We start from the raw sequence: 18,942 nt of genomic DNA on the forward strand, positions 1-18,942 counted from the left end.
GGATGAACAGTTTAATGCATCATTAAACCGCTAGACCCCATTTTCATTCATTGCGGTGTCTGACAGGACATGGGGTTTCGTATACATTGTTGCTCTTGACACAAAGAAAAAACAGGCAGTAGGGTTTTTTCGATTGATTTCTTCTTTTTAATCTAGAAATGAAGAATTTTTCATTAGGAAAAGAGCACGAAATCATACAAGTCAAGGGATTCCTTTTTATTCGAAAAGCCACAATCTTTGCGAAAACAGCCTTTCAATAAAAGAGTCTTTTAAAAATAGGAGGAATAGACGGAATGAATTTTTGAAGTCATTACGTTTGTCGTTAAATGTTGAGAAGCATAAATTTCAGCTGCTGCAGCTAATGCTCTCCGTTCATCTTGATTTTGAATTAATCTTTCTAGGGCTATTGCGAGCTCTTCAACATTACCTGGTTCACAAAGAATCCCTGTTTTTTCATGTTGAATCATTTCAGGTATACCTCCACAGGTGGTTGATATGATCGCTTGCTTAGAAAACATGGCCTCCATAACTGATAAAGGGAAATTGTCATTGATGGTTGCCAATACATATAGATCAGACAGAGCTAAAAGCTCAGCGATATCGGTTCGTTTACCAAAAAATATTACATTATCTAATTGAAGCGATTTAACTTGTTCTGTTAATGTTTTTCTCATAACGCCATCACCGATTATCCATAATTCAACATTGACTAGTAGTTCTTTTCTTAGGCTTGCTATTGCTCTTATAAGTAAGTCTTGACCTTTGCGCGGTGATAGTCGTGCTACAGTTGTGATGATCAGTTTGTCTTCGTTTTCTTTTTTGGGTAAAGGTTGGTAATCAATTCCTGTATGCACGGTTGTCATTTTTTCTTCGCTTGCGCCATAATCGATTAATGAGGGGCGAAAAGAGTCGGAAATTAAGATGATTTCATCGGCTGCTTGAATTCCTTGCTTTTCTATTTCACTAAAGTAGGCTTCTTCAATTGAACCTTTTTCCATTTTGTTGAATTTTAAGCGACTTTTAGTGAAGAGTCCATGGGGAGTAAAAAATAACGGTTTTTGATATTGCTGGTTGAGCTGCCCTAAAATAAAAAGTGAGAATAAATCTTGGGCATGGATGACATCATATTTTTCTAAATTGTTTTCAGAAAGAAACTGTTGAAAGACAGATAAATAGCTTAGGTTTTTGACGATTTTTTCATTTTCAAGTCGGTATCTTTTTTTCAAAAAATCCCTTGCTTGAGAAGCAATAAGAGGAATGGTGTTGGTTCTACGATGCTCAGACATTTGGTTAGGTGCCAACACATCTACGTCATGCCCCATTTGCTGAAAACCTCTTTTAATGGAAGTGATGTAATTTGATAATCCACCAGTATGGGGATATTCAAAGAACGTAACATACAAGATCTTCAACTGCTCACATTTTTTCCTACTCTTTTTTTGACCAAAGTGTTGCATGGGCAAAAATGTATCCATTTCCCCTTCTAAATTGTAATAGGAATCCATCACGGTTAAAAGGGAGGGATGGATCAAGAGAGAGGGACCTTCATTATTCCAATCGTTACTCACATTCTCATCCTTCCTTTCGTTTATTTGTAAACGCCCAATTCACTTCCCCAAGTTGCTATTTTTTCTAAATGGTAAGGAAGAAGTTCACCGCCGCGATTTTCAAACAGTCTTCTAAATTGTGTATGCAAACCTTTATCAAGTGTTCGTTGTAAATAGGCCATTTTATAAAGTTGTAGTGGATCGGTTTGATAGTGAATGCCATATTTCTTCATTTCAGTCGTGTACAAATCGACACAATGTGTACGAATCTCTTCGCCACGACTTTGCCAATCCTTGCGAAAAGCTAAGAGGATTTCAACCAAAACAATCATATCGAACATGGCTGGTGCAAATTTAGCCGATTCCCAGTCAATGAATTGAATTTGCCAGGGCTCATTTTTTGAGACGTCCTTACAGCAAATATTTTGCATATGCAGATCCCCATGGGTAATCGAAAAGCCACTTTCTATTAATTCGGGGAAAAAATCAGGCCCGTTTTTATACAATTTAAGGAGTGATTTATAATGCGGTTTGATTAGCTCTTTTACTCGAGAGTCTTTTTTTGCTTCATGCAAAAAATTCACGGTATTAGCGATGTATTTCTCTCGTTCTTTTTTCATTTTGCCAGAGTTATAAAGAGGCAACCAAGATTGAAATATTTCTTTTTCATCTTTGAATTTATCTTCAAATGTATGGGAATGAAGTTTTGCAATCGTAGGGATAATGTAGTCGAAATGTTTGGGTGTGAAAGTCAATTGCCCACGGATTTGATGAACGAATTCCATAAACACCCATGTTTCATTTCCGTGTGTTTCAATAAGGTAAATAGCTGGAAGGAATTCCTTCAAAAATGAATGAGCTCGGTTATACATATTCACTTCTATTTCATTTTTATATTTTGCAGCATGATACATTTTAAATATCATCGGCGTATTTTTGGTTTTCGATTTCAACTCAAGCCTATATATACTACTCCGTTTGGTTGATTTTAGACACTGAATAGATGCAGCAACTATTGTTACTTTTTCTCCTAAAGAAGTGGAGAGCTTGTGATCAGAATCGTTTTTTTGAAACAGGGTATACAGTTCATTCGGTTGATACATTGTTGATCACCCCTTTCTTTTTCGTTTCCATGTATTCCATAAATGTGAAACTGAGCTTCTGACGAAAGGCATCGGGTCGGTAATGGAAAAAAGGGCAAAAACATTTTTACCTTTAAACCCACTGAAAAAATCGCGGATCGACATTTCACCACTTCTTCTTTTCTCAAGAAAGGTTAAAAAATAGCGAACGATATAGATCCATTGAACACCCTCCACTTGCTCAAGTTGAGGGTGTGGGTTTTGATCGGTTAAATACAAATAGTATTGATGAGCAAAATCAACACCAGCTGAGCCTGTTAAGCTATGAGTTAACCAAAAACGGGGATTGATCTCAATCAGCTTATATTTTCCGTCACGATCATCTTTTTTGTATTCGATCATCCCAATTCCTTTTAGTTTCAGCGTGTGTAAAAGTGGTACGCCAATATCAACAAGTTCGGGGATTCGTTTGCTGACAATATGGGCACCAGTACCAAATTGAATTGGAAACTGATGATTTTTTTGCAGTGTAAAGAGGGCGAGCAAATTCATGTCATCATCAAAAAAGGTGGCTACTTTATAAAAAGATTGATTATCTCCTGGTATGATTTCTTGAATGATGAGCTCTCCGAAATTTCGGTAAATGGGGAATTCTGTCCGCAATTGATGCTCATCTTTAATGTGAATCGCCTTTTTGTTTAAATGTTTTCTAAATTCGTGTCCGAAAACAGGTTTGAGTATACACGGGAACTCAAGATTTGGAATCGCCTCTTCAAGTTGTGACTGAGATTGTACAAAGTATGTTTTGGCCGTAGGAATGTTATGCTTTAACGCTAAGTCATAGGTCTTCTTTTTATCTAATAAATCCTTGATGAGTTCGTGATCTGGGAAGAGAAATAAATAGTGTTTAGAAAGTTCATGGCGATAGGTTGAAATGAAGACAACATAATCATCTGCTCCTGCATAAAGGACTGGTTTTTTTTCAAGATTCATAGAGACGTCGATTAAAAACGAAAGCAATTCTCTTTCTTGTGTGAGTGGACTTGGACAAATTCCGCATGTAGCTAGTCGAGATCGCCCTTTATGATAGGCACTCGCTGTATCGAAGGCATACACATCTATTCCTTTTTTGGAAAGTGTATGTATGATGCCGACGCCATTGGCACTAAAGTCCAAGACGACTGCAGGGTGTTTAGCCATATCATTCTTCCTCCTTTCCAGTTAATAACGAAATGTATTGCTTGAAAATGCCAGAAACCATGGCCTCACTTGTGAGATGTTTCTGGGCATAGAGTTGGGCGTTTTCTCCTAGAGATTGGCGGTGAGATGGAGACTTGATTAATAACTGAATTTGTTTAGCAAGACTTTTTGCGTCGGCTGGTTCGACAAGGATCCCGGTAATTTTATCTTGAATTAGTTCGGGGATGCCCCCACAATTAGTAGAAATAACGGCCGTACCACTGTGCATGGCTTCAATAATTGAGATAGGAAGATTATCATTGATCGTAGGTAGGATAAAGATATCTGTTTTACTTAAAATCTCCGGAACATCATCTCGTTTTCCTAAGAAATGGACATTATCTAGTTGTAAATTCTTAACTTGTGCTTCAAGAGCTGACCTCATTTCTCCATCACCGACAATTAACACCTCTACATTTTTAGTGAATTTTTTGATTTTAGCAAGTGCATCAAACATATAGGTGTGTCCCTTCCGCGGGCCTAATCTAGCAACACAAGAAAGAATGAGCTTTTGTTGATTGGCTTTCACTTTTGGCCTGGTGTTCATGCTTATCCCGGTATTTATCGTGGTCATATTCTCCTGTTTCGCTCCCAATGATTCTAATGGAGTCCGGAATGAATCACTAATGACAACGATATGTGATGCGTACTGAATCGCTTGGCGTTCGGTTTGTAAGTAATAGGATTCTTCAACAGAACCTTTTTGAATGCGGTTAAACTTCACCCGACTAAAGGTAAACATACCGTGTGGGGTGAATAAAAGCGGTTTATTGTATTCCTCATTAAATCTTCCCAATATATTCGCAGTGAAGATATCTTGTGCATGGAGTATATCGTATTTTTTTAGATTGATACTTTTCATCATTTGTTCATATATATACAAAAGTCTTGTGCTTTGTAGTATTTTGCTTGAACAGCTTCCATAGCGGTCAGTAAAAAATTCCTTTAATTCAGGTACGACAATCTCTCTTAATTTGGTCACTTTCCTTTCAGGGAATTGTGCAGGTGATATTACGTCTACATGATGGCCCAAAGCCGTTAAGCCTTCTTTCAACGTGGTGATGTAGTTCGACAAGCCACCTGTATGTGGATAATCCCAAAACGTGGCAATTAATATCGAAAGATTTTTTTTGGGCGTACCTTCCATTGTTTTTGTTTTTCGATTTCTTCTGCGACTTTTCCGCTTTTTCCTTCTAGAAGATTTAGTAGAGAAGGATGATTTTACTTTATAGTACTGATCTAAGGCAGAGACGACGTGTGGATAGGGGAATATTAACTCCTTCAACTCCAAACCCTCCTAATAATTTCAAAAGCTTCCGCATACGGAACTCCAACTGTCATACCCCGGATATTGGCTAAATATTTTATCCCTTCATATGAACGTGGATGTGGGAATTCTCTCATTTCTACATCATAGTGTTTAAGAGCCGCGATTTTTGATTCGAACGTGGTAGTGATATCAACATAATAATTTGGCTTAAATGATTTATCGTTTGTCGCAATGTTCCACTCACTTGAGGAAACTGTTTCAAATGTAATAATTTCTATAGGTGGCTTACCTGGTATGGGCCGAGTAGCTGTTAATACGGCTTGAAATGTGATTTGATGATCCCGGTTGAGGTCACCATAATGATGAGTGAAAATTTTCACTGGTTGATATAATTCTATTAATTCTTCAATTTCTTTCGTTAATTCATGAAGAGGCACCATTTCAAGCTCTAGGTTTGTGTGCTTTAAAAAGATGACATTTTTGATACCGATTTCTTTATTGGCTTTTCTAGAAAATTGCTGAATATGATGCGCTTCTTCTTTTCTTCCAAGTGCTGTAATGATTGAAACGACATGGTAACCTTGGTCTACTAGTCGTTTTAATGTTCCTGCAGAGCCTAATAATTCATCATCTGGATGTGCTGCAATAATCAATACAGTTTTGTTCATTCACTTCACCTCATTCTGTTTTGGTATTACAATACTATATGTAAAAGGGAAAGGAGGCGAAACAGACATTAGCGGAGGCTAATGTCTAAATGAGAGTATTGTTACTGATTTCTTTTTACTTTGGCTACACTTAGACTTCCACTGATTACTTGCAGCCTTACGTCTCCTTCTCCATCAATCCAAATGAAGAAATCCTTCCCTGCAGTGACAAAAGTTCCCTTTTTATCTAGTAATTTATTACCTGCATAAACATTGATTGAATCTCCAAGAACAAGTTGTTTATTTAATAAGGAAGTGAAAGATGTGTGGTCGTCTTTTTGCTTTTTTTTAATCGTAAAGGGGTGTTCTTGATAAGGAGTGTCTTCACTTTCATCTGCAGAGTCATTATTTTGGATGATTTGTGGATCACTCATGTCAGGACTATCGGTAAATGTTTTAGAAGGAGTAGAGTCAAGAGGTTCTAGTGGATGTTGAATTTCTGACTCAGGAGAAGGAGGACGAATACTAGAAGTGAAGGTTTTTCTTGGCTGTTCGGGCTGTTTTTCTACCGTATTCTCAGTTGCTTCTACTTTGTTTGCTAGATGAATCACATCAATGTCTTCAGAGTCGGTCTTGTTTTCAACTTCAAAATCTATAATTGAAAAGGAAGGAAGATTTGTTTTTTTCGCTGGTGTTTGATTCGTTTGTTTTTTTTGAAAAGTATATGGGTGTTTTTCATCTTGATGATTATTGTTAGGATCATATTTTGAGTAATATAAGGCATCGTGAATATCCACCACATACTTTCCTAGTCCGCTTGTTTTTAAGACAGCGTTTTTTCGTCTTTTTTTACTCTTTTTCTGCTTTGTAAATTTAGAGAGAACATAATGTTGATCTTCGTTTGCTAATGAGATATCGAACGTACGTGATTCGTTGGGTAACTTCTTTCCAAGGTTTTGTTTTCTTCTTGCCTCTTGAACCATTCTACCTATATTCCTAGCAGCTGAAGAATCCGCAATAGATGAGGGATTGTTGTCAAGCTGCATTGTATTTTCTTTATATATATCACTAATAAAAGTCGATTGATTATGACAAGGGACCATAAAATCATCGTAATAATACGGCGAATAAATTTCAGGAATGATGTATTCATTTATATAAAGATAACATTTTCTCATATTTGTCACTCCACGTTATTTGAGTTACTTACAACTTATTCAAATAGGACCAGATAGTGCTTAGATTATAGGTATTTATAACAAAAATAGGCTATACACTCTAACTCTTCAAACATATAGTAATAAAGATAAAAGGACTCGAAGAATAGGAGTGAAGGAGAATGTTTGAGGATGAAAATTCGTCAGAAGAGGAGAAGAAAAACGATCCCTTGAAAAGAGAAGAAAAATGTCAAGTAGATGAACATGGAAAGAAAGATGAATCTACTTTCGATTCATTTACGCATAAATCATTAGCAGAAATGTTGAATGTAATGTTTGATTTAGGTGATCGCCTTGAAATATTTTTCGAAGATGAACTGATCACAGAAGGAAGCTTTGTGGATGCGGTAGACCGCCTATTAATATGGGTAGATGAGGAAGGTAGTATTTACTTTCAAGACTTGACCGGACCATTCAGTATTAGAAAAATAGGTTCGTCAAAAAAGAAAAAGCACAAGTCCAAAAAAGATGCAGAAAATGCAAAAAAACACCAAAATAGCAAAAGGGAAAAAATGTCTCCCATTAATGAAGACATCATCAACTTTTCTAAGTTAGAAAAGGAAAAAGAGTTCATGCAGGATGTAAACGAGAACGAGTTGCTTGGTGAGGGACAATTAGGTCTCACTTCTGAAAAGGAAGCGGAAAGCGAACTACCAGAAGAAACTGAACTGAATAAAAACGTCGAACAAATTTCTGATGAAGGCGACCTTCCAGCTTTTGAAAAAGAGGCTAAAAATGAAGTTGTTTTAGCACAGGAAAATCTAACAGAAGAATTTGAAATCCTGTTGGAAGTAGATCATTCAGACAGTGTAGAAAAATCACCAGCCCTTGAACTTTCAATAATAGAAGAAGTAGGGTTTACGCAGGAACTGGAAAGTGTCACGGAAGAAGAAACCTCCACCGAAAAAAAATTGAAAATAGAAGAAGAAGTGACCATCGCCGAAGAGGAAGAACGAGAAGAGGAAGAATTAACCTTGGAACAAGAGAGTACCGGGGAGGAAGAAACCTCGATCGAAGAACAATCAGAAAGAGAAGAAGAGACCGATACCGTAGTGGAAGAACGAGAAGAAGAAGAATTACCTTTGGAACTGGAGAGTATTGGGGAGAAAGAAACCTCGATCGAAGAACAATTAGAAAGAGAAGAATCGACCATTGCCGTAGTGGAGGAACGAGAAGAGGAAGAATTAACCTTGGAACAAGAGAGTACCGAGGAGGAAGAAACCTCAACCGAAGAACAATTGAAAATAGAAGAAGAAGCGACCATTACCGTAGTGGAAGAACGAGAAGAGGAAGAATTAACCTTGGAACAAGAGAGTACTGAGGAGGAAGAAACCTCGATCGAAGACCAATTAGAAAGAGAAGAAGAGACCCTTACCGTAGTGGAAGAACAAGAAGAGGAAGAATTAACCTTGGAACAAGAGAGTACCGAGGAGGAAGAAACCTCAATCGAAGACCAATTAGAAAGAGAAGAAGCGACCCTTACCGTAGTGGAAGAACAAGAAGAGGAAGAATTAACCTTGGAACAAGAGAGTACCGAGGAGGAAGAAACCTCGATCGAAGACCAATTGGAAAGAGAAGAAGCGACCATTACTATAGTGGAAGAACAAGAAGAGGAAGAATTAACCTTGGAACAAGAGAGTACCGAGGAGGAAGAAACCTCGATCGAAGAACAATTGGAAAGAGAAGAAGCGACCATTACTATAGTGGAAGAACGAGAAGAGAAAGAATTAACCTTGGAACAAGAGAGTACCGGGGAGGAAGAAACCTCGATTGAAGAACAATTGGAAAGAGAAGAAGCGACCATTACCCTAGTAGAAGAACAAGAAGATGAAGAAATACCTTTGGAACTGGAGAGAACCGAGCAGGAAGAAACCTCAACCGAAGAACAATTGAAAAGAGAAGAAGAAGCGACCATTACCGTAGCGGAAGAACGAGAAGAGGAAGAATTAACCTTGGAACAACAGAGAACCGAGGAGGAAGAAACCTCAATCGAAGACCAATTAGAAAGAGAAGAAGCGACCATTGCCGTAGTGAAAGAACGAGAAGAGGAAGAAATACCTTTGGAACTGGAGAGAACCGAGGAGGAAGAAACCTCGATTGAAGAACAATTGGAAAGAGAAGAAGAGACCATTGCCGTAGTGGAAAAACGAGAAGAGGAAGAAATACCTTTGGAACTGGAGAGAACCGAGGAGGAAGAAACCTCGATTGAAGAACAATTGGAAAGAGAAGAAGCGATCATTGCCGTAGTGGAAAAACGAGAAGAGGAAGAAATACCTTTGGAACTGGAGAGAACCGAGGAGGAAGAAACCTCGATTGAAGAACAATTAAAAATAGAAGAGGAAGCGACCATTACCGTAGTGGAAGAACGAGAAGAGACGACAGCCGAAGTGGAAGTTGAGGGGGAATTATCCTTTGAACGGGAAAATATTGAGGTGGATGAAACAAAACTTGATTCTAAAGCAGAGAAGGGCGATACTGCAGCTCACATACCATCTTTGCTTGAAGAAATCGAAAGAGATGAAGAACTGAATCTCAATAGTCCAATCTCCCCTTTGTATAAAGACAAAAGAAAGGACAAACGAAAATAATAATAATATTTTATATGAACATGGTTATCAGCCTTTCCACAATAGTTCTTTACGCATAAAAATAGAGTATACAAAGTGAAGGGAGGAAAAAAATGTGGCAGATTTAATGGGGCAAGAAGGTGGTAACATGGCAGACTTTCTTAATAGAATTTTATCTCTAGGTGATAAGCTTGAGGTTTTGTCTGGCGATGATGAAATCGAAGAGGGTGCATTTGTTCTTGCAAGAGAAGGATTCTTAGTATGGTTTGATGAAAACGGAGATTTGAACACTTCTAACTTAGATAATATTACAGTCCGTAAGTTATAATTTAGAGGTGAAAAATGACTGGAACATTCCAGTCATTTTTTTCATTTGAAAGCTAGGTACTCGCCCTAACAATTATTCGTTTTGAAAATATACATATATAGACGTCTCTTACTAGAAAAGAAGGAGTTGGAAAAGATGAGCCTTTCTGAGAAATTGAATAAAGTCTTTAAGCTGGGAGATAAAATCGAAGTATTTGCAGGAAAAGATAAACTTGATTGTGATGGAAGTTTTATTTCCACTGATTGTCACTATTTAGTATGGGCAAACGGAGATGGGGATGTAATGTTTACTCATTTAGATGGTGTGACTATAAAGAAAATTTAATACACCTTAAGAGGTAAGTGCAGTGCTTTGTGAGAAGACAGAGTTCTGCACTTTTTTTCTGGAAAATTATTAAACTTAACGAAGATAACCGATTCACGACTAAGTTTGTCCAAACGAAAATGAAACAACTTCTTTCCTCCAACTTCTTATTGGCAGACTGTTTTCGCAAAGATTGTGGTTTTTCGAATAGGGGTAAAATCTTTGACTTGTATAACTTCTTGCTCTTTTTCTAAGGCTCTTTTCGTATAACTTGTGGCTATTCCATCTCATTTTTGACTAAATTTTCCATTTCATTGTTGATTTCTATCAAAAACAGACGGATCTAGCTACAGTGGCTTGCGGCTCGGGGTCAAATGAATAACCCTCCAGTGATGCAGGCATCACCTCCGAGTTCTTCATTTGCCTGACGCCGCAGGGCAGCCACTTCCGTATTTCGTGATCCAGCTACAGTGGCTTGCGGCTCGGGGTCAAATGAATAACCCTCCAGCGATGCAGGCATCGCCTCCGAGTTCTTCATTTGCCTGACGCCGCAGGGCAGCTACTTCCGCTTTTCGTAAATGATCAACTGATACGAAACGCAATAAACTTCGCGAAAACAGCCTTTTCTAATGAGAAACTCTTCAGTACTAGATGAAAAATAGGAGATCAATCGAAATAATCTTACTGCCTTTTTTTCTGTGTGCCAAGAGCAAGAAAGGATACGGAAAAAGCCTATCGGAAAGACTGGTTTATAAGCAAATAAATAATATTACTTATGCTTTTTCCAGATTTTATATAGCTCGGGTTTTAACTTGTTTACATGGTTTAAAAACTCACCAGTTAATCCGAATTTTTGAATACCTTTTAGCAATTTATTTGGAACAGTGGTCGAAGTGGAAAAGGCTCGCTTATGATCAATCACTTTGAATTGTCCTTCTTCATTCATTAATAGATGTCGGACTTCTGTGTCCCATCTGGTAAACCCAATTCGTTTGAATTCCTCTAACACATCTAGAATTTTGGCAGTTAATTCTTCATTGATTTCTCCTTGTCTTTTCATATGTCGAGCGAAGGATATTCCTTGCACAAATTCCATTACGATATAATTTTCTCCATATTCATATATGCGCGGAATGACTGAAGAGGCTTGCCCAACCTGAAGTGCTTCAAGTTCTTTTTGCTGAGTTTCTTCTTTGAAAAAATACTTTACACATTTGTCCTCTGTAAGACGATAGACTTCACCATCTTTCCCGTCTCCTATTAGTTGGAAGTTAGTTAATTGTTTTTTAGTTATATTTTTACTCCCCCGAAAAAAATTCTCCAATTCATACTCACTCCAGTTCTATTTAATTCTTTTTATTTTACTATTGTATGGTGTTCGCTCCTTGTTCGTAACCCCACCAAACGTTGAATTTAATAGACTATCCTATAATATAGCATTGGTTCGTGCATCATTTCGTCTGCAATTCATGGAAATCAACAGTGAATTGGAGGATGTAATCATAAATCAGATGAAATAGCCACAATGTATACGAAAAGAGCCATAACAAAAGAACTGTCGTTGTCACTAAAGTCTTATTGTAAATAAAATCCAAATGGATGGAACCACTATTATTGGAGTGTTTCCTTTTTTGGATCTAATCTTCAAAAATAAATAGAATGAATTTTCTGTAAGTGTATAAACAATACTAGTGATTTAGTATAAAAAAAGATCATTGTAATGGGTCATTCTTTTGGTGGGCTATGTACATTACAATATGTGATGCTATTTCCGGACAAATTTAATGGATTAGTTTTATTAGATGCAACCTCACCAAATTTCAACCGAATATATGACTTAGATACCCTAGTAATGAATCCTCATATATCGATAGACCAAATGGAACAAAGTAATTTGAATAATTCAAACAAAACAAAAGAAGCACATAATGATCTGTGTCGTGAGATGATTGTTGAATAAATTTGACCAATCCAATTTGATTGATGTGTCTTTTTTGTGTTGCTCAAAACCTATCAATTACTTGTAATTACAGACTACTTCCAACAGGATAATGAAAGTCTCTTTGTTTCCTTGAACGTGTTATTTTAGCAGGGTTTATAGCTATACCAACCTTGCTTATTATCACATACTAAAAAAAGGAAGAATCTCTATTAAATCTAAAATTCTTCCTTTCATCCTCATTAGTAGGCAAAAGATGCACCTACAATGATCAACAAGATAAACAAAACAACAATTAACACAAAGCTGTTTCCATAACCAGAGCTCATAAATATCACCTCACAATCCTCAGGTATTCTATATAGTATGTGAATAGTATTATTTTGTGTGGACATGTTCACTATCTAGTGGAAATATAGATGCATTGCTACTGAAGGAACGTGAGTGTGGGAAGTTTACAAGTATTCTGCTCCTCAAATCCATCTGGAACCCTTTTTATCATTTTTATTGCTCTATTAGGGAAAAAATCTATTATATCTTCAATAGATTTTTTCCCTAATAGAGTAGTGTTTGTAGCAGTCATTTCATAAGGCTCTTTTCGCATACTTTGTTTCTCTAGATGCAAGGAAAAACAGGCAGTAAGGTTTTCTCGTGTCCCAATAATGCAAATCATTAGGCTAGTGACAAAGTGAGAAGCACTTTCACACTGTCTGAAAATATTGAAAGTTTAAAAGTGGAGATTGTAGTTCTAGACGAAACTCATAAATCGAAAGTCAGAAGGTGATCGTTCTCGATCCTTCTTATACATATCGAATTTTTCTGTCGGACGGTTCGATTGGCATATGAAGATGAAAACAGGAAGAGAGGAATGGTTAAGAGAATTAATTCATTGGGTGATGGATGTACTATATATTCATGATTAATAAGAGGATTATGGATTATGTAGAGGTCGGCTCGAATCAGTATAAATAGTCATGGTTAACGAAAACAAGGATAAGGAAGGAGGGGGGACCGGAAATCCGTCCCAAACTCTCCGCCTCGTCCTGTTTTATTTGTGAGAATTATTCCTTTTGGATGATCTCTTTGAATTTTTATGCTTTTTTTAGTTACAAGATCTCTTAGAGTTTCTCTGATTTTTTCGTTTACAGGAGTTCTTAGAGTTTCTCTGATTTTTTCGTTTACAGGAGTTCTTAGAGTTTCTCTGATTTTTTCGTTTACAGGAGTTCTTAGAGTTTCTCTGATTTTTTCGTTTACAGGATTTATTAGAGTCTCTCCGATTTTTTCGATTGCAGGATCTCTTAGAGGCTCTCCGGTTTTTTCGTTTGCAAGATCTTTTAGAATCTTTCTGATTTTTTCGATTGCAGGATCTTTTAGAATCTTTTTCTTCTTCATCGACCACGTCTTCATTCAGATGTTCATTACTCACAGCGAGTGGTGAGAGTTCTTCATGATTTACCGTAATCCCTTCATCAACCAGGTCTTGCTCATCTTCAATACTTTCGATTGAAGTTACTTGTACAGGTTGGTCCAGATCGACATGTTCCACGGTTGGGTCCACTTGTTGCTCATCCACAGCGAGTGGTGAGAGTTCATCAGGAGTTATCGTGTTTATTTCAACAACCAGGTCTTGCTCAAACTCATTACTTTCCATCGAAGTTTCTGTATGTTCTACGGTTGGGCTCTCTTGTTGCTCATCCACAGCGAGTGGTGAGAGTTCATCAGGAGTTATCGTGTTTCTTTCATCAACCAGGTCTTGCTCAAACTCATTACTTTCCATCGAAGTTTCTGTATGTTCTATGGTTGGGCTCTCTTGTTGCTCATTCACAGTGAGTGGTGAGAGTTTATCAGGAGTTATCATGACCTCTTCACTAACAAGATTTTGCTCATTTTCACTATTTTCCACGGGAGTTTCCTGCATAGATCGATTCCACACATCTAATATTTGAGCCGCCACCCGGTCCCATTCGTATAAGGTTTCTGCAAGTTTTCTCCCTGTTTTACCCATGTTTTCCATTAAGGTCTTATTCGCTAATACATGATCGATCTTTTCTGCGAATTCACTTGGTATATTGGGATTTTCTACAATGAATCCGTTTTCTCCGATATCAATAACCTCAGGATTTCCACCGCGGGCCGTGGTTATGATCGGAAGCCCAGCTGCCATAGCCTCATAGTGAACACGGGCGAGAGGCTCCTGCCAAATCGAAGTACAGACAAATAGGTCTGCAGCACTATACCATTTTTGAATTTCAGCTGGTGAGACAAATCCAGTGGTAACGACGGGAATAGATAATCTGTTTGCTAGCGCTCTAACGTATGCTACATAGTCAGTTACATCGTTTTGACTGAACCACTTACTTCCGACAATTACTAAGGCTAAATCCTTATGCTTTTTAGAAAGGTCAGGAAGGGCTCTTACTAATTTATCGACTCCTTTATTGCGCGAGAGTCTACCGGCGAACATGATTACGGTTCTATTATCTAGATTATGAGCTTCTCTCAGCTCTTTACGTATTTTTTGCATGCTTGGATGCGAACCAGGTAAAAATCGAGTGGTATCGACTCCTGAATAAACCGTGTTCAGTTTTGGCTCAGCTTCAGGGTGAAAGGAACGAATCACATTCCCAACATAGTCACTAACTGTCACAATACTAGAAATTTCTTTTAGAGCAGCCGCAGCTTCTTCATGTTCGATTTTACCAGGTTGAAACATGTCATTATGCATGCTTAAAGTTAGTTTTGTATGAGGGGCTACTTTGCGGATGGGGAGTATTAGCTTCGGTCTGTTGAAGATATGAATTAAGTCAAATTGGTTTGCTGCAACGTACTCTACTACGCCTATCCGGTAAATTTCTAAAATTTTACCAGGCACTCGCACATATTGAATCCCATCGATCGTTTCCTGATCGGGTAGAGAGGGATCGGAAATCCCGAGAACCGTAATCTCATGGTCTTTACTTAAATAGGGCAATGTCCCAGAGATGTACGTTTGGATAGCTCCGCCAAGAACGGGTGGAACTGGCAGTTTTTCTGTGCAAATCATTAAGATTTTCATTTTACTCCACTCCTTTCCAGTCATCTTTAATGGCTTCTAAAACTGGCCATTTTGTCTTATCAATTGCGACGATGGTATTAATCATTTCACTAGTGACTTCATCTAAGAAAATTTCAGGCTCATACACCATTTCTTTTACATTCTTATAAAATTCATTTGGAACGGCTAAATCAATCAGTAGCAAGTCATATAAGTCTGAGGAAATGGGATTTGCTTGGTGATACGCACCAATCATTTCTCGAACCCAATTGACATCCCACCCGTATAAATCTGCCATTGTTCCTGTGATTAGTTTTCGTAAATCGCGAATGGTGATATCAAAGGAAACCCCATCTAAATCGATGATCCACATGCCATCTTTCCCCATTTGAGCATTTGACCAACCGTAATCTTGGTGTACCAATCCCCAATATTGTTTTCCTTGCTGAGCTAGTTCAAAATACTTTGATTCAAGTAGTCGTTCATGACTTTTCTTGGCATCTTCTTCAAATTGATCAATTACGCTTAAAATGGTAGAGCTAGCAGGCATTTCGTTATAAGCAATGGCAAGAGTACGGAACCAGTCCATTTTCTCAATTACTTTTTCATAGCTTCTTGGCCACTTGTGAATTCGCGAAGCCATCTCAGCTTCCTCCGGGGGCTTGTATCCTTTGGTTAACACATGAAATTCTCCTAATGCGAAACATAATTGCTTTGCCCCTTCTAAATCCTTGCTCACTTGCTCTAGTGGCTCAATCCACTCTGCAACAAACCAAAGCTTTCCACCTAATTCAACGAAGTTTTCCCCATCCCTCGTTTGAACAATTGGGGGAACTCTTGCCTCCTTTTCATCAACTAAGTATTCTTGAGCGCTTAAGCAGAAGAGACTTCTAGTGGGACGTCTGTGCAAGAGTTTAAATCCGACTGGACCCTTATTTGTTTCAAGCTTCCAGATAGCTCCTCCTTTATCTAGTTTAGTGGTGACAACCTCCATGCTTTTCACATCAAAATCATAGGATTTCAGAACTTCTTTTCCGATTTCGACTATATATTCAGGTACATAAAACTCATCGGTCAAATCCTCTTCCCATGGAACAATTTCGTTATTCATGTTATTCCTCCCTAATAAATTTTTTTTCGTTTTACCTTCAAAAAAAGAAATGGTAGCTGGGACTCATTTATAGTAAAGGTTGTTTTCACAGAATCTTTTCGTTTTTTCCTGACACCGTCAGTAGTAAACAGAAAAATTCATTCGTTTATAGTGTCAATAACAACCAGGTTTACGAAAAGAGGCAAAGTAAATACTTCATTCTAATATATGATTAATCCGAATTAGTGTACGGGCGATAAGGAATCTAATCGAAGAAAGGTTGCTTTACAAAGAAAAATGAGCCTTTTTTTGATGTTATCCGTCAACACTCCAATCAATTCCCGTTGTTTTACATAGAATTATAGAAAGAAAGGAGGAATAAAGGTGAAAATTCGGAAGGCTATTATACCAGCGGCCGGGTTTGGCACAAGATTACTTCCAGCAACGAAATCTCTCCCAAAAGAGATGTTACCGATCGTTGATAGACCTACTATTCAATATATCGTTGAAGAAGCCGTATCTTCAGGAATTGAAGAGATTCTCATTATCAGTGGAAGAAACAAGCGAATGATAGAAGATCACTTCGATAAATCGTTTGAGCTTGAAGAGATGCTCATACAAAAGAATAATCAGTCTCTATTAGCGGAGGTACAGAAAATTTCTGCTCTTGCTAATATTCATTACATTCGTCAAAAAGAACCAAGAGGGCTAGGAGATGCGATTTACTGTGCGAAAAGCTTTATAGGAGATGAACCATTTGCCATATTGTTAGGGGATGACATCATAAAATCGGATAAGCCGTGTTTGCAGCAGTTGATAGAAGTCTTTGATCGATTTCAAACATCCGTTGTAGGTGTTCAAAAAGTTCCTGTAGAACATGTCTCGAACTATGGAATTATTAAACCAAAGGGAAATGACATTGAGGAAAACACAATTAACGTTCAATCGTTAGTGGAAAAGCCTAGCGCATCCGAAGCCCCGTCGAACTATGCCATAATGGGAAGATATGTGCTAAGACCTGAAATTTTTAATATACTGAGAGACTTGTCACCAGATAAGGGCGGGGAAGTTCAATTAACCGATGCGATAAACCAATTGAATCAGACTCAAGCTGTACTAGCTTATGAATTTCAAGGAATCCGTTATGATATCGGGAATAAATTGGGCTTTCTCAAAGCTACTATAGATATGGCCTTACAGAGACCTGAATTCAGAAGCGATATCCTTTCCTATATGAAAAAGATCATTGCATCAGAAGAGCAAAGGCGCAAAGGAGAGTAGGCGGATAAAACTTATGGCAATGATCTGAAAGTGATTGGAGGTGTAGATAATGAAAATAACTGTAATTGGAGCCGGGTATGTTGGGACTACAACTAGTGTATCCTTTGCACATTATGGACATGTCGTTACGGTAGTTGAGAAAGATGAACATAAAATGAAAAAACTTTTGAAATCTGAGCTACCTTTTTATGAAGAGGGGCTCGAAGACGAATTGAAGATGCAATTGAATAGACAATTGTTAAACATAACGAATAATTTAGCGGCTAGTATTAGAAGCAGCGAAATAATTATGATCACGGTTGGAACGCCTGCAACGCCAGAAGGAGGGGCTAATCTAACTTATGTGGAAGAAGTTGCTCGTGAAATAGGGAAATGGATAGATTCGTATAAGGTTATTGTAACGAGAAGTACGGTTCCGGTGGGCACAGGTGACAAGCTGAAATTGATCATCCAAGAAGAGTTAGCAAAAAGGAATGAAAACGTTCCTTTTGATGTGGTGTCTAACCCCGAATTTTTACGAGAAGGAAAAGCACTGCAAGATTCATTGCAACCAGAGCGTATAGTTATTGGCTCTGATTCAACCAAAGCTCAACAAAAAATGAAAGAGTTATATGAGGATGTTGGCACATTTATTCTATTTACGTCCATTCGAGATGCAGAAATGATTAAATATGCATCGAATGCCTTTTTAGCAACGAAAATCTCGTTTATTAATGAACTAGCGAGGCTGTGCGAACTTACAGGTACAAGCGTGAACCAAGTCGCAACTGGTATGGGATTAGACAGTCGGATTGGAAAGCAATTCCTCCAAGCGGGTATAGGCTATGGTGGGTCTTGTTTTCCTAAGGACTTAAAGGCTCTCATGGCTCTAGCACAAGAGAAAAAAACAGCTTTGACCATCCTACAAGCTGTTTCAGAAGTGAATGAAACCCAAGCCATCTGGTTTTTGGAAAAAGTGAAAGAATCCCTTGGTACATTAGAAAATAAACATATTGCGCTACTCGGACTTTCCTTTAAGCCAGGAACGGATGATATAAGAGAGGCAACTTCCTTGAAAATAATCAAATCCCTACTCGATCAAAAATCCTCTGTAACCGCGTTCGATCCACAAGCAAATCACCATATCAACTCACTTTTTCCAAATGTCGATTGTGTAACGAGCCCGCTTGAGGCGGTAAGAGGGGCTGATGCAGTCCTGTTACTAACGGAGTGGCCAGAGATCGTGGATATGGATTGGAAAAAAGTAAAACGACTCGTCCATCAACCCTTACTATTTGATGGAAGGAATGCCCTTGATCCATCTCAAATGAAAAATTTAGGTTTTACTTATACGGGAGTAGGCTTAACCAGTGTAGATGATTCGTAGCGTACAACCTGTACTCACAGGACTAATATAAG

Annotated in this window: 17 protein-coding genes and 1 pseudogene; 7 read left to right on the forward strand and 11 right to left on the reverse strand. The window is 37.9% G+C overall.

The window, feature by feature from the left end; genetic code table 11:
- Positions 1-269 precede the first annotated feature (269 nt).
- From U8D43_RS10870 to U8D43_RS10895, 6 genes are all read right to left on the reverse strand, one after another.
- Complete coding sequence (locus U8D43_RS10870) at positions 270-1,505, reverse strand: glycosyltransferase family 4 protein (protein WP_335871276.1); 1,236 nt, start codon at positions 1,503-1,505, stop codon at positions 270-272.
- Between the two features lie 83 nt (positions 1,506-1,588).
- Positions 1,589-2,650, reverse strand: a complete 1,062-nt coding sequence (locus tag U8D43_RS10875; protein WP_335871206.1) for a phosphotransferase — start codon at positions 2,648-2,650, stop codon at positions 1,589-1,591.
- 6 nt (positions 2,651-2,656) lie between these two features.
- The gene (locus U8D43_RS10880; RefSeq protein WP_335871207.1) at positions 2,657-3,829 is read right to left on the reverse strand and encodes a carboxylate--amine ligase; all 1,173 of its coding nucleotides are present in this window, start codon (positions 3,827-3,829) and stop codon (positions 2,657-2,659) included.
- A gap of 1 nt (position 3,830) precedes the next feature.
- Complete coding sequence (locus tag U8D43_RS10885; protein ID WP_335871208.1) at positions 3,831-5,153, reverse strand: glycosyltransferase family 4 protein; 1,323 nt, start codon at positions 5,151-5,153, stop codon at positions 3,831-3,833.
- Positions 5,150-5,806 (reverse strand): PIG-L deacetylase family protein, encoded by a 657-nt coding sequence (locus U8D43_RS10890; RefSeq protein ID WP_335871209.1) that lies wholly within the window; start codon positions 5,804-5,806, stop codon positions 5,150-5,152. Before U8D43_RS10890 ends, U8D43_RS10885 begins: the two co-directional genes overlap by 4 nt.
- A gap of 101 nt (positions 5,807-5,907) precedes the next feature.
- Positions 5,908-6,963: a hypothetical protein gene (locus U8D43_RS10895; RefSeq protein WP_335871210.1), complete on the reverse strand. Its 1,056-nt coding sequence runs from the start codon at positions 6,961-6,963 to the stop codon at positions 5,908-5,910.
- 161 nt (positions 6,964-7,124) lie between these two features.
- Here U8D43_RS10895 and U8D43_RS10900 point away from each other — a divergent pair, with 161 nt between their 5' ends.
- From U8D43_RS10900 to U8D43_RS20985, 4 genes are all read left to right on the forward strand, one after another.
- Complete coding sequence (locus U8D43_RS10900) at positions 7,125-9,590, forward strand: hypothetical protein (protein ID WP_335871211.1); 2,466 nt, start codon at positions 7,125-7,127, stop codon at positions 9,588-9,590.
- Between the two features lie 94 nt (positions 9,591-9,684).
- Positions 9,685-9,897: a hypothetical protein gene (locus U8D43_RS10905; protein ID WP_335871212.1), complete on the forward strand. Its 213-nt coding sequence runs from the start codon at positions 9,685-9,687 to the stop codon at positions 9,895-9,897.
- Between the two features lie 135 nt (positions 9,898-10,032).
- The gene (locus U8D43_RS10910; protein WP_335871213.1) at positions 10,033-10,221 is read left to right on the forward strand and encodes a hypothetical protein; all 189 of its coding nucleotides are present in this window, start codon (positions 10,033-10,035) and stop codon (positions 10,219-10,221) included.
- Positions 10,222-10,250: 29 nt separating this feature from the next.
- On the forward strand, positions 10,251-10,454 hold the full coding sequence (locus U8D43_RS20985; RefSeq protein ID WP_442893595.1) for a colicin immunity domain-containing protein: 204 nt from the start codon (positions 10,251-10,253) through the stop codon (positions 10,452-10,454).
- Positions 10,455-10,570: 116 nt separating this feature from the next.
- Here the strand turns inward: U8D43_RS20985 and U8D43_RS10915 are convergent, their stop codons facing one another.
- Positions 10,571-10,738, reverse strand: a complete 168-nt coding sequence (locus tag U8D43_RS10915; RefSeq protein WP_335871214.1) for a hypothetical protein — start codon at positions 10,736-10,738, stop codon at positions 10,571-10,573.
- A 231-nt stretch (positions 10,739-10,969) separates the two neighbouring features.
- Positions 10,970-11,524: an RIO1 family regulatory kinase/ATPase domain-containing protein gene (locus U8D43_RS10920; protein ID WP_335871215.1), complete on the reverse strand. Its 555-nt coding sequence runs from the start codon at positions 11,522-11,524 to the stop codon at positions 10,970-10,972.
- A gap of 390 nt (positions 11,525-11,914) precedes the next feature.
- On the opposite strand from U8D43_RS10920, the gene U8D43_RS10925 reads away from it, so the two are divergent.
- Entirely contained in the window at positions 11,915-12,160 is a 246-nt protein-coding gene (locus U8D43_RS10925) for an alpha/beta fold hydrolase (protein WP_335871277.1), read from the forward strand.
- A gap of 221 nt (positions 12,161-12,381) precedes the next feature.
- Here the strand turns inward: U8D43_RS10925 and U8D43_RS10930 are convergent, their stop codons facing one another.
- From U8D43_RS10930 to U8D43_RS10940, 3 genes and pseudogenes are all read right to left on the reverse strand, one after another.
- On the reverse strand, positions 12,382-12,468 hold the full coding sequence (locus U8D43_RS10930; protein ID WP_335871278.1) for a YjcZ family sporulation protein: 87 nt from the start codon (positions 12,466-12,468) through the stop codon (positions 12,382-12,384).
- Positions 12,469-14,000: 1,532 nt separating this feature from the next.
- A pseudogene (locus U8D43_RS10935) lies at positions 14,001-15,194 on the reverse strand (glycosyltransferase family 4 protein); the annotation flags it as partial.
- Position 15,195: 1 nt separating this feature from the next.
- Entirely contained in the window at positions 15,196-16,284 is a 1,089-nt protein-coding gene (locus U8D43_RS10940) for a CotS family spore coat protein (protein WP_335871216.1), read from the reverse strand.
- A gap of 363 nt (positions 16,285-16,647) precedes the next feature.
- Between U8D43_RS10940 and galU the strand changes: the two genes are divergently transcribed.
- Together galU and U8D43_RS10950 are read left to right on the forward strand one after the other, a co-directional pair.
- The gene (gene galU, locus U8D43_RS10945) at positions 16,648-17,544 is read left to right on the forward strand and encodes a UTP--glucose-1-phosphate uridylyltransferase GalU (protein WP_335871217.1); all 897 of its coding nucleotides are present in this window, start codon (positions 16,648-16,650) and stop codon (positions 17,542-17,544) included.
- Between the two features lie 49 nt (positions 17,545-17,593).
- On the forward strand, positions 17,594-18,910 hold the full coding sequence (locus U8D43_RS10950; protein ID WP_335871218.1) for a UDP-glucose dehydrogenase family protein: 1,317 nt from the start codon (positions 17,594-17,596) through the stop codon (positions 18,908-18,910).
- The last annotated feature ends 32 nt before the right edge of the window (positions 18,911-18,942 follow it).

The organism is Bacillus sp. 2205SS5-2, from assembly GCF_037024155.1.
GTDB lineage: Bacteria > Bacillota > Bacilli > Bacillales > Bacillaceae_K > Bacillus_CI.

Coding starts and splice junctions, on each gene's coding strand:
- U8D43_RS10940 (WP_335871216.1), bottom strand. CDS start 16,284: ATGAATAACGAAATTGTTCCATGGGAAGAGGATTTGACCGATGAGTTT.
- U8D43_RS10880 (WP_335871207.1), bottom strand. CDS start 3,829: ATGGCTAAACACCCTGCAGTCGTCTTGGACTTTAGTGCCAATGGCGTC.
- U8D43_RS10890 (WP_335871209.1), bottom strand. CDS start 5,806: ATGAACAAAACTGTATTGATTATTGCAGCACATCCAGATGATGAATTA.
- U8D43_RS10910 (WP_335871213.1), top strand. CDS start 10,033: ATGAGCCTTTCTGAGAAATTGAATAAAGTCTTTAAGCTGGGAGATAAA.
- U8D43_RS10895 (WP_335871210.1), bottom strand. CDS start 6,963: ATGAGAAAATGTTATCTTTATATAAATGAATACATCATTCCTGAAATT.
- U8D43_RS10930 (WP_335871278.1), bottom strand. CDS start 12,468: ATGAGCTCTGGTTATGGAAACAGCTTTGTGTTAATTGTTGTTTTGTTT.
- U8D43_RS10950 (WP_335871218.1), top strand. CDS start 17,594: ATGAAAATAACTGTAATTGGAGCCGGGTATGTTGGGACTACAACTAGT.
- U8D43_RS10870 (WP_335871276.1), bottom strand. CDS start 1,505: ATGGATTCCTATTACAATTTAGAAGGGGAAATGGATACATTTTTGCCC.
- U8D43_RS10900 (WP_335871211.1), top strand. CDS start 7,125: ATGTTTGAGGATGAAAATTCGTCAGAAGAGGAGAAGAAAAACGATCCC.
- U8D43_RS10875 (WP_335871206.1), bottom strand. CDS start 2,650: ATGTATCAACCGAATGAACTGTATACCCTGTTTCAAAAAAACGATTCT.
- U8D43_RS10915 (WP_335871214.1), bottom strand. CDS start 10,738: ATGAAGAACTCGGAGGCGATGCCTGCATCGCTGGAGGGTTATTCATTT.